This is a genomic window from Streptomyces sp. NPDC005955 (assembly GCF_042871255.1).
Lineage (GTDB): Bacteria > Actinomycetota > Actinomycetes > Streptomycetales > Streptomycetaceae > Streptomyces.
Genome location: NZ_JBIAIF010000007.1, coordinates 355511 through 366779, shown reverse-complemented (window position 1 = coordinate 366779; position 11269 = coordinate 355511). Strand labels below are relative to the sequence as shown.

The window sequence follows — 11269 nt, the reverse complement described above, 5'->3', positions numbered from 1 at the left end:
GGGGTGCCCTTCGGTGTCCGGTGCACCCGGTGACCCCGCCGGCCGGGCCCCGCCGAGGTGGGGGCGGGCGCCGGCGGTGGGGCGGGGCGGCGGGTGCGCGGGGGTGGGTACGGGTGCGGGGGTGCGGATGGGGGTGGTGGGGGTGTGGGGTGGGTGGGGGTGGGTGGGGGTGGGGTGCCGTCGGGCTCAGATCGCCGCTTTCTTGAGGCGGCGGCGCTCCCGCTCGGACAGGCCGCCCCAGATGCCGAAGCGCTCGTCGTTGGCGAGCGCGTATTCAAGACACTCGGAGCGGACCTCGCAGGCGAGGCAGACCTTCTTGGCCTCGCGGGTGGATCCGCCCTTCTCGGGGAAGAACGACTCGGGATCGGTCTGGGCGCACAGTGCGCGCTCCTGCCAGCCGAGTTCCTCTTCGTCCATGCCCTCGACGGTCTCCACTGATTCGATCAGCAGGTGCTGGAACAGCTCGGTCATGTAGCGCCCCTCGTCTGTTTTTGCGTCCCCGTGATGGTGTCGCGCCTGCTCGGGCCGAACGACACGAGTGAAATTACAAGTGTGCTGATCCAAGCCAGTCAAGCCGGGATCTGCTATTGGGCCCCTTATTCACTCTGCGGAACCAAGGGTATACGGTAAGTGTTCAAATCGGCATAAACCGAGACACCGTTGAAGGGCCGCTTCCTGGCACCGTCTCACCAGGGGAGACGGCTCGGGACGAGGTCTCGTTGCGGTGACGGTGCGGAAGCGAAACTGATCACACCCGCGTCACGGCTCCGCGACGCCACGGGGGACGACCGGCGCCGCCGTGCGTTGCCGCGTGTTTCCTAGTCAAGGGGCGCGCAATCCTTTCGGCAATGGGCACCACCGGAACAGGTGAATCTCGGCCAGCCAACCGGCGTCCCGGTTGACATACCGGGCATGAACCGGTTGCCTGGTGGGCATGCTCGCGAACTTGGCGCTTTCCGCGACCCGCCCCGGGTCCCTCGGTGCTGCCCGCTCGCGCTGTAGCTGTTGCCGTTCCTGCTGTTGAGCCCACTGCGCTCCGGCCGCTGATCCGCCTCTGCCGCACCACCCCCAGGTCTGCGTTCCGCCCGTCCGCGTCGTCGGGCACGCCGCCCTCCCCCACTCTTCTTTTTCTCTTCGCCGAGGACACCACCGCACCCCATGAACAGCGACAGCGACCTCCAGATCGCGGGCGACATCCTCGAGGTGCCCCACCTCCTCCAGCCCGCGCGCGAACACCCGTCCACGGTGGCGGAGTTCGCCGGGCTCGCCCGGTCCATCGCCGCCGACCGCGCCCAGTGGGCGCACCTGGTGCGCTACGACGCCACCAGCCGTTGGTACCACCGCTTGCGCACCGGGCCCGGGTACGAGGTGTGGCTGCTGTCCTGGGTGCCCGGGCAGGGCAGCGGGGTGCACGACCACGGGCCCTCCAGCGGGGTGCTCACGGTGCTGGAGGGGGAGCTCACCGAGCGCACGCGGCAGGCTTCGCACGCTTTGCGGCCGGGGGCGCAGCGGGTGTTCGCGCCGGGGTACGTCCACGAGGTCGTCAACGCGGCGATGGAACCTGCGGTGAGCCTTCATGTGTACTACCCCGGGCTCACGGAGATGCGGATGCATGCGGCGCAGTGTGCGGGGGCGGCGGCGGCTGTCTGAGCGGGTCGCCGGGGTGCGCTGGGGGTACCCGCGCGGTTCCCCGCGTCCCCTCCGGTACGTCCACCTGGCGGTGCGCTGTCCGCTTCGGGTGCGCTGAGCTCTCGCGCAGTTCCCCGCGCCCCCTATCGGGTGCGTTCACCTGGCGGTGCGCGGTTCCGTGCGGGTGGACGGGGGTTGCTCGCGCAGTTCCCCGCGCCCCTTGATCAGGTCCGCTCAGCCGGTGGTGCGCGGTTCCGGCGGGGCGGACGACGACGCCGAGTAGCGCCCGAGATCCAGGGGCGCGGGGAACTGCGCAAAGCCGCAGCGCACCCGCGGCGAACCGCACACGGCCAGGTGAACGCACCCAAAGGGGCGCGGGGAACTGCGCGGGCAACCTCCGCGCACCCGCACGGGACAGCGCAGGCGAGCCGAAAGGCGCACTTCGTGCCTGACAGACTGGACCACATGCGCATTGTGGTTCTGGCAGGCGGCATCGGCGGCGCCCGGTTCCTCCGCGGTCTCAAGGAGACCGCACGGGAGTTCGGGGTCACCGACATCACCGTCATCGGCAACACCGGGGACGACATACACCTCTTCGGTCTGAAGGTCTGTCCGGACCTCGACACGGTGATGTACACCCTCGGCGGCGGCATCAACGAGGAACAGGGGTGGGGACGCGAGGACGAGAGCTTCCGGGTCAAGGAGGAGCTCGCGGCGTACGGCGTGGGCCCCACGTGGTTCGGGCTCGGCGACCGGGACTTCGCCACCCACATCGTGCGGACGCAGATGCTGTCCGCCGGCTACCCCCTCAGCGCGGTCACCGAGGCCCTGTGCGAGCGCTGGCAACCGGGCGTGCGGCTGCTGCCCATGTCGGACGACCGGATCGAGACGCACGTGGCGATCACGGTGCCGGAGGGCGAACCGGGCGCCGGTGAGCGCAAGGCGGTGCACTTCCAGGAGTACTGGGTCCGGCTGCGGGCCACCGTCGACGCCCATGCCGTGGTCCCCGTCGGCGCCGACCGGGCGAAGCCCGCGCCGGGCGTCCTGGAGGCGGTGGCGGGCGCCGACGTGGTGCTGTTCCCGCCGTCGAACCCGGTGGTCAGCATCGGCACGATCCTCGCCGTGCCCGGCATCCGGGAGGCCATCGCGGAGGCCGGGGTGCCGGTGGTGGGCCTGTCCCCGATCGTCGGGGACGCACCGGTGCGCGGGATGGCCGACAAGGTCCTGGCGGCGGTCGGCGTGGAGTCCACCGCCGCGGCGGTCGCCGCGCACTACGGCTCCGGGCTGCTGGACGGCTGGCTGGTGGACACCGTCGACGCGGACTCCGTCGCCCGGGTGGAGGCCGCGGGCATCCGCTGCCGTGCGGTGCCGCTGCTCATGACGGACCTCGACGCCACCGCGCGGATGGCCCGCGAGGCGCTGACCCTCGCCGAGGAGCTGCGGGCATGAGTACGGACAACGGCACCGGTTTCCGGGTGTGGGCGGTGCCCGGCATCGGCGAGGTGGTGCCCGGGGACGACCTGGCGAAGCTGATCGCCGCCGCCGAACCGACCCTGCGGGACGGCGACGTCGTCCTGGTCACCTCGAAGATCGTCTCCAAGGCGGAGGGCCGGGTCCTGGACGCGGTCGACCGGGAGGCGGCGATAGACGCCGAGACCGTGCGGGTGATCGCGCGCCGCGGGCCGCTGCGGATCGTGGAGAACCGGCAGGGGCTGGTGATGGCCGCCGCCGGGGTCGACGCCTCCAACACCCCGAACGGGACGGTGCTGCTGCTGCCCGAGGACCCGGACGCCTCCGCCCGTGCCGTGCGCGACGGGCTGCGGGCGGCCCTCGGGGTCGAGGTCGGCGTCCTCGTCACCGACACCGCCGGCCGGCCCTGGCGCAACGGGCTGACCGACATCGCGATCGGCGCGGCCGGCGTACGGGTCCTGGACGACCTGCGGGGCGGCTCCGACCCCCACGGCAACCCGCTGACCGCCACCGTCGTGGCCACCGCGGACGAACTCGCGGCGGCCGGCGACCTGGTCAAGGGGAAGACCGCCGGGCTGCCGGTCGCCGTGGTGCGCGGGCTCGCGCACACCGTGCGGACGGACGGCGCGGACGACGTGCCCGGGGCGGGGGCGCGGGAGCTGGTGCGTCCCGCGCGGGACGACATGTTCCGGCTCGGCACCTCGGAGGCGGTGCGGGAGGCCGTCACCCAGCGGCGTACCGTGCGGGCGTTCACCGAGGAGCCGGTCGACCCGGGAGCGGTGCGCCGGGCGGTCGCCGCCGCGGTCACCGCGCCCGCGCCGCACCACACCACGCCCTGGCGGTTCGTGCTGCTGGAGAGCGCCGGGTCCCGGCTGCGGCTGTTGGACGCCATGCGGGACGCCTGGGTCGCCGACCTCCAACGGGACGGGAAGTCGTCCGAGTCGATCGCCCGGCGGGTGCGCCGCGGGGAGGTGCTGCGGCGGGCGCCGTACCTGGTGGTGCCCTGTCTGGTGACCGAGGGCGCCCACCACTACGGGGACGCGCGGCGGGACGCCGCCGAGCGGGAGATGTTCGTGGTCGCGATGGGCGCGGGCGTGCAGAACTTCCTCGTGGCACTGGCCGGGGAGCGGCTGGGTTCGGCCTGGGTGTCGTCCACGATGTTCTGCCGGGACGTGGTCCGGGAGGTGCTCGGGCTGCCCGCGGACTGGGACCCGATGGGCGCGGTGGCGGTCGGGCACCCGGCGGGCGAGCCGAAGGAGCGGCCGGCGCGGGAGACGGAGGCGTTCATCGAGGTGCGCTGACCGGGAGCGGCGGGCGGCGGGGCGACGTCGCCCCGCCGGGCGGGGCACCATGGAACGCGGGGACCGGTTCCGTAGGACCCCGGCGACGGGGAAGCGGACGAGCACAGGACGCGGGCGATGGCTGGACGTTTCGAGCAGCGGCCCACACGGGTGACCGTGCGGGGCGGTGCCCTCGGCGTGCCGTCCGCACGGACGGGCCGGGGCGCCGTACCGCCCGCGACGGGCCGTACCCGGGTGTGGGCCCCCGACGGGCCGGTCGACCTGGGGCTGGTGTTCGGGCCGCTGCGGCGGGGTCCCGGCGACCCGACGTTCCGGGCACTGGCGGACGGCTCGGTGTGGCGGGCCTGCCGGACGCCCGCCGGGCCCGGGACGCTGCGGGTGGCGCCGCGCGGGGCGGACGTCGAGGGCACCGCCTGGGGTCCGGGCGCCGAGTGGCTGCTCGACCGGCTGCCGGTGCTGCTGGGCGCGGCGGACCGGCCCGAGGAGTTCGTGCCCCGGCACCGGATCGTCGCGCACGCCTGGCGGCGGCGGGCCGGGCTGCGGCTGGTCCGGACGGGGCTGGTGATGGAGTCGTTGATCCCGTCCGTCCTGGAGCAGAAGGTGACCGCCGACGAGGCGTACCGGGCGTGGCGGCTGTTGGTGCGGGGCTTCGGCGAGCCCGCGCCCGGTCCGGCCGGGGAGGGGGACCGGGCACCGCTGCTGCATGTACCGCCCGCCGCGGGCACCTGGCTGCGGGTGCCGTCCTGGGAGTGGCACCGGGCCGGGGTGGACGACAAGCGGGCGGCGACGATCCTGCGGGCGGTGCGGGTCGCCGGCCGGTTGGAGCAGGCCGGTGCGCTGGAGCCGGAGGCCGCGCGGCGGCGGCTGGAGGTGATCCCCGGGGTGGGCCCCTGGACCTCGGCGGAGGTGGTGCAGCGCAGCCACGGGGCCGCCGACTGCGTCACCGTCGGCGATCTGCACCTGCCCGGGATCATCGGGTACGCGCTGGCCGGCGACCGGGACGCGGACGACGCCGAGATGCTGCGGCTGCTGGAGCCGTACGCGGGGCAGCGGCACCGGGCGGCCCGGCTGGTGCTGTTGTCCGGGCGGGTGCCCGCGCGCCGCCACCCCAAGATGCCCCGCACCGACATCGGACTGCTGTAGGACGTGCCGCCGGTGCGGGGGCGGGGCTCACTGGTCCGAGGAGAAGCGGACCGCGCCGGCGGGCAGGGCGGCGCCGCACCACACCCGGGCGCCGTCGCGCAGTTCGTTGTCGGGTCCGACCTGCGCGTCGTCGCCGATGACGGTGTCCCGCAGCGTGGTCCGGGCGCCGATGTGGGCGCGGGCCCCGACGAGGGAGTCGGTGATGACCGTCCCGGGGGCGATGACGGCGCCCGACAGGACGGTGCTGCCGGTGATCCGGGCGCCGGAGCCGACCCGGGCGCCGTGCCCGATGACGGTGCCCCCGGTGAGTTTGGCGTCGGCGGCCACCTGTGCGGTGGGCAGCACCAGTCGGTCCCCGCAGCGGCCCGGCACCGCGGGGGACGGGGCGCGGCCGAGGACCAGGTCCGCCGAGCCGCGCACGAACGCCCGGGGCGTGCCGAGGTCGAGCCAGTAGGTGGAGTCGACCATGCCCTGGAGGTGGGCGCCGGAGGCCAACAGTCCGGGGAAGGTCTCCCGTTCCACGGAGACGGGGCGCCCGGCGGGGATGGTGTCGATGACGGAGCGTCGGAAGACGTACGCGCCCGCGTTGATCTGGTCGGTGACGATCTCCTGCGGGGTCTGGGGCTTCTCCAGGAACGCGGTGACCCGGCCCGTGGGGTCGGTCGGCACCAGTCCGTAGGCGCGCGGGTCGGGGACCCGGGTGAGGTGCAGGGAGACGTCGGCGCCGGATTCGGCGTGGGTGGCGTACAGGGCGCGGATGTCGAGTCCGGTGAGGATGTCCCCGTTGAAGACGGCGACGGGGTCGCCGGGGCCGGCCTGCAACCGGGTCGCGGCGTTGCGGATCGCCCCGCCGGTGCCGAGGGGTTCGCGTTCGGTGACGTACTCCAGGCGCAGCCCCAGGGCGGAACCGTCCCCGAAGTACGGTTCGAAGACCTCCGCGAGGTAGGAGGTGGCGAGCACGATGTGGTCGATGCCCGCGGCCCGGGCCCTCGCCAGCTGGTGGGTCAGGAAGGGCACCCCGGCCGCCGGAACCATCGGCTTGGGGGTGTTGACCGTGAGCGGGCGCAGTCTGGTGCCCTTGCCGCCCACCAGGAGGATCGCTTCTGTCACCTGTCGTCTCTGCCTTCTGCCAGGGCCGACCGAACGCGTCGCCGGCCGGCCGGTGTGTGGACCAACCCGCCGGGCAGACGCGATCAGGGGTGACGGTGGTTGCGTGATCAGCGTCCCTGGAGGCGGGCCGCACTGCTGCGGGCGGTCCCCAACTTGCCGTAGAGGCGGGCCCCTGGGCACTCCGTGGCGAAACCGTCACGGTGACCGGAGATCACCTGGAGCCGAACCTTCTCTCCCTTTCGGTACAGATTGCCACCGCCCGAGGTCAGATATGTCTTGGCCTTCGGATTGACTCCATACAGCCCCAATTTCCAGGCCGCGACCTTGGCGATGCCCTTGACGACGGCGGCGGGCGGGGTGGTGCTGCCGTAGGAGCCGAGGACGGCGATGCCCGTGGTGTTGGTGTTGAAGCCCAGGGTGTGGGCGCCGAGCACGGCCTTGCTCACTCCCCCGGCGCGGCCCTCGTAGACGGTGCCGCACTTGTCGACCAGGAAGTTGTAGCCGATGTCGCGCCAGCCGCTGCTCACCACGTGGTAGCGGTAGATACCGCGAATGACCGAAGGCGCTTGGGAGCAGCGGTAGTTGTTGCCGGTGAAGCTGTGGTGGACGAAGGCCGCCTTGACGGAGTTGGTGTACCCGAAGCCGCTTTCCCGCAGGCTCTCGTCGGCGCCCCACTTCTTGCGGGAGACGATCTTGGGCCGGGGTGCGGTGTGGGGGCCGGCGGCCGGGGCGCGGGCCTGGTCGATGCCGAGCGGATCGGAGAGGTCGGAGAGGTCGGAGAGCTGGGCGAGGTCGCCGAGTTCGGGGACGTCGGGGACCTCGTACGCCCCCGGGACGTCCGCGGAGGCCGCCGCCCGGCGCCCCGCGGACGCGGTCGCAGACGCAGACACAGACGCAGGCGCGGTCGCGGCTCCGGGTACGGCTCGGGTCACGGGCACGGCTCGGGCGCCGGTCGTGCGGTCGGGGGCGGGCTCCGGGCCCGGGTCGACGAGTTCGAGGCGCAGGCCCTCGGGGAGGGGGGCGGGTCGGTGGGCGTTGCGGGGGGAGCGGCCGGTGACGCGCACCTCGACGCCGTCCGAGTCGCCGACCCACAGGGGGGCGGTGGCGCCGCGGACCCGCCCGGAGCGGGCTTCGGAGGAGCCCGGGTCGGCGGCGTGGTCGTGGCCGTGGGCGTCGGCGTGGGCGTGGACGGACCGCCAGCCGGACCAGGTGCCGGTACCGGTGGCGCGGGTGCGGACCTGCACCGCGCCGTCGAGCACGGTGCGGACGTCGTCCCAGACGACTCCGAGGAGTGAGAACGGGCGGACGTTGCGCACCACGAGGCTGCGCTCCTGTGCACCAGGGGCCAGGGAGCGGGTGGTCGGGCGGTCCGTGAGCGGGAGGGACCGGGTGCTGCCGGAGAGCGGGGCGGGGTCGGCGGCCGGGGCGCCGGGCCGGGGGCCGGGTGGCGCGGTGTCCGTGCCGCGCGGCGCGGCCTGGGCTCCGGAGGGGAGGGTGAGCGGGAAGGTCAGTGCGATCGCGCACGTGACGCCGATCGAAGAAGCAATGAATCCACGCATACGCCCGATACTGGACATGAATGTGACGATATGTCCATCCGGGAACTGACGGGCCGTTCGCTCGCGACGGGCGGCGCCCCACCCGCGCGGGGACGCAGCTTCACCCGGCCGGCCCGGCCGCTTCACCCGCCCGGCCGCCCGACCGGTCCGCCCCGTCCCGCGCGACCCTGCGCGACCCCGTGCGACCGCCCGGGCCGGCCGCGTAGCCTTGCGCGGGTGAACGCATCCGACCGCACCCCCGCCGACCTGCTGCGATCCGCGCTCGCCGCGGACCCGTCCCGCCCGCTGGTGACCTTCTACGACGACGCGACCGGGGAACGGGTCGAATTGTCCGTGGCGACGTTCGCCAATTGGGTGGCCAAGACCGCCAACCTGCTCCAGGGCGAACTGGGCGCGGAACCCGGTGACCGGGTCGCCCTGCTGCTCCCCGCGCACTGGCAGACCGCCGTCTGGCTGCTGGCCTGCTCCTCGGTGGGCGTCGTCGCCGACGTCGGCGGGTCGGCCGGGCGCGCGGACGTGGTGGTGGCCGGCCCCGATGCACTGGAGGCGGCGCGGGCCTGCGGCGGGGAGCGGATCGCCCTGGCGCTGCGCCCGCTCGGCGGACGTTTCCCCGTAGCGCCCGAGGGCTTCGCGGACTACGCGGTCGAGGTGCCCTCGCAGGGGGACCGGTTCGTTCCGTTCGCCCCCGTGGACCCCGCCGCCGACGCGCTGATCGTCGCGGGCGCCGAGCACTCGGGCGCCGAGGTCGTGGAACGTGCCGTCGCCGACGCCGGACGGTTCGGGATCGCCGGGCCGGGCGCCCGGGTGCTGTCGCTGCGCGGGTACGACACCTGGGACGGGCTGTCGGCCGGACTGTACGGGCCGCTCGCCGCCGGTGGCTCGGTGGTGCTGTGCCGCAACGCCGACGCACTCGACGAGGAGGCGCTCGCGAAGCGCGTCGAGGTCGAACGCGTGACCGCCACGGTGCGCTGACCGGCGCCCCGACCCCGGTCGCTCCCCCGCCGAACGGCGGCCGGAGCACCGGGGCGCCCCGAAGATCGGCACCGGATCTCCGTAGCGCACGGCTCCGCCGAACGTATGAGCCGTATTGCCCGGTTATCAAGACGTGGAATGTGTCACCGCCATCGCTCTACGCCCAATTGGGCGGATAGTGTGAGCGATCCCGGTGCCTGCGGTCGTCGCGCACCGAGCACCGAGAGACCGAGCTGCCGTGCGCCTTCGAGGGGGGTGGCGTCGCGTGGGGCCTGACGGAGGACGCTAACAACCGTGGACGCGCAAGGCCGTGGGCCGGGGGACGACGTGGACCCCGCCGACCAGTGGGTGCTGAACCCGCAGACCGGTGACTACGAACTACGACTGGGCCCCTCCCCCGACCCGCCGTCGGCGCCTTCCCCCCGGGGAACCGGCCGCCGCACCCCGGGCCCCCGCACCCCTCCCGACGCCCCGCGCCGCACCGGCACGGGCACCGGTGACGTGCCGGGCCAGCGCAGGCGCCGCGGGGCGCCGCCCCCGCCGCCGAACCGCCGCCGGGGACGTTCCGCCGGCTCCGGCAAGTCGTCCCGGGGCAAGAAGGTCCTCGCCTGGACGGGCGGGGTCCTCGCCGTCGTCCTCATCGGGGCGGGCACCACCGCCTACTTCTACCTGGAGCACCTGAACGGCAACATCACCACCACCGACGTGGGCAGTGCGGGCGCCCGCGGCTTCAGCAAGGACAAGGCCGTCAACATCCTGCTGATCGGCACCGACAAGCGCACCGGTGAGGGCAACGGCGGCTACGGCGACAAGAACAGCGCCGGCCACGCCGACACCGCCCTGCTGCTCCACGTCGCGAAGGACCGGACGAACGCGACCGTGCTGAGCATCCCGCGGGACCTCATCACGGACATCCCCGACTGTCCGACCAAGCAGCCGGACGGCAGCACCGAGGTGATCCCCGGCCAGACGGCCGTGCGCTTCAACACCAGCCTCGGCCAGGAGGGGCGGGACGCGGGCTGCGCGATGCGGACGGTCAAGGAGCTGACCGGCATCCAGCCCGACCACTTCATGCTCGCGGACTTCAACGCGGTGAAGACGCTGACGACGGCCGTGGGCGGGGTGGAGGTCTGCGTCGCCAAGGACGTCGACGACCCCAAGTCGCACCTCAAGCTGTCCGCCGGCAAGCACACCCTCAAGGGCGAGGACGCCCTCGCCTTCGTCCGGACCCGGCACAGCTTCGGCAACCAGGGCGACCTGGACCGCATCCAGGTGCAACAGCAGTTCCTCGGCTCCCTGATGCGCAAGCTCAAGTCGAGCGACACGCTGACCAGCCCCAGCCGCATGCTCGACCTCGCCGAGGCGGCCACCGAGGCGCTGGAGGTGGACACCGGGATCGGCAGCATCAACAAGCTCAAGGACGTGGGCCTGGAGCTGGCGAAGGTCGACCCGAAGAACATCAGCTTCGCGACGCTGCCGGTGCTCGACAACCCCGCCGAACGCGTCAAGGCGACCGTCGTGGTGGACAGCGCCAAGGCCGACCCGCTGTTCGCGATGATCCGGAACGACGTCTCGCTGACCGAGGTCGAGCAGCAGAAGAAGGCGAAGGCCAAGAAGGAGAAGGCCGCACAGGCCGGACTGTTGAAGGGCCCGATGGCGGACCCCGCCGATGTACGGGTGCACATCTACAACGGCGGCGCCGAAGCGGGCTCCGCTCAGGAAACTCTCACCTACTTGCAGAACACTGGGGGCGTCCTCAAGTCCAGCCAGCTCGGGAACGCGCCGGCAGACGTCTCGAAGACCCAGCTCGCGTACGCTCCCGAACAGGCCGACCAGGCCCGCCGACTGGCGAGTCTGATGGGTCTGTCCGCCTCCGCCATGAAGCCGGGCGAGAGCGAGACGAACGCACAGGGACTCCCGGCGATCGTGCTGACGCTCGGACCGGACTTCAAGGGCGCAGGAGCAGCGATGAAACCCCCGGAGAAGGTGCCGGAGGGGGTTCAGAAGGTCGAGGCGGACAAAGCGGTCTGCGCGGAGTAACCCTTTGGGTGTCTCGGGCGTCTAACGGGATACCTGGGTTCTACG

Annotated in this window: 9 protein-coding genes; 6 read left to right on the top strand and 3 right to left on the bottom strand. The window is 73.3% G+C overall.

The genetic code is table 11. From position 1 onward, the window contains the following. Positions 1-186: 186 nt before the first annotated feature. Positions 187-471: a WhiB family transcriptional regulator gene (locus tag ACFYOU_RS20170; RefSeq protein ID WP_385493467.1), complete on the bottom strand. Its 285-nt coding sequence runs from the start codon at positions 469-471 to the stop codon at positions 187-189. Between the two features lie 687 nt (positions 472-1158). On the opposite strand from ACFYOU_RS20170, the gene ACFYOU_RS20165 reads away from it, so the two are divergent. From ACFYOU_RS20165 to ACFYOU_RS20150, 4 genes are all read left to right on the top strand, one after another. Beyond that, positions 1159-1650: a cupin domain-containing protein gene (locus ACFYOU_RS20165; RefSeq protein WP_391307217.1), complete on the top strand. Its 492-nt coding sequence runs from the start codon at positions 1159-1161 to the stop codon at positions 1648-1650. 444 nt (positions 1651-2094) lie between these two features. Beyond that, positions 2095-3078: a 2-phospho-L-lactate transferase gene (gene cofD, locus ACFYOU_RS20160; RefSeq protein WP_389767344.1), complete on the top strand. Its 984-nt coding sequence runs from the start codon at positions 2095-2097 to the stop codon at positions 3076-3078. Further along, positions 3075-4400 (top strand): coenzyme F420-0:L-glutamate ligase, encoded by a 1326-nt coding sequence (locus ACFYOU_RS20155; protein ID WP_391307216.1) that lies wholly within the window; start codon positions 3075-3077, stop codon positions 4398-4400. Before cofD ends, ACFYOU_RS20155 begins: the two co-directional genes overlap by 4 nt. A gap of 117 nt (positions 4401-4517) precedes the next feature. Then, the gene (locus ACFYOU_RS20150; protein WP_391307214.1) at positions 4518-5543 is read left to right on the top strand and encodes a DNA-3-methyladenine glycosylase family protein; all 1026 of its coding nucleotides are present in this window, start codon (positions 4518-4520) and stop codon (positions 5541-5543) included. A gap of 27 nt (positions 5544-5570) precedes the next feature. Here ACFYOU_RS20150 and ACFYOU_RS20145 read toward each other — a convergent pair whose 3' ends face one another. Next, positions 5571-6653: a sugar phosphate nucleotidyltransferase gene (locus ACFYOU_RS20145; RefSeq protein ID WP_389767339.1), complete on the bottom strand. Its 1083-nt coding sequence runs from the start codon at positions 6651-6653 to the stop codon at positions 5571-5573. A gap of 107 nt (positions 6654-6760) precedes the next feature. After that, positions 6761-8230 carry an N-acetylmuramoyl-L-alanine amidase gene (locus ACFYOU_RS20140; RefSeq protein ID WP_391307212.1) on the bottom strand — a complete coding sequence of 490 codons (1470 nt, stop codon included), beginning with the start codon at positions 8228-8230 and terminating at the stop codon, positions 6761-6763. 198 nt (positions 8231-8428) lie between these two features. On the opposite strand from ACFYOU_RS20140, the gene ACFYOU_RS20135 reads away from it, so the two are divergent. Beyond that, positions 8429-9184 (top strand): TIGR03089 family protein, encoded by a 756-nt coding sequence (locus tag ACFYOU_RS20135; protein ID WP_389767335.1) that lies wholly within the window; start codon positions 8429-8431, stop codon positions 9182-9184. Between the two features lie 294 nt (positions 9185-9478). Beyond that, positions 9479-11224, top strand: a complete 1746-nt coding sequence (locus ACFYOU_RS20130; protein WP_391307210.1) for an LCP family protein — start codon at positions 9479-9481, stop codon at positions 11222-11224. Positions 11225-11269: the final 45 nt, after the last annotated feature.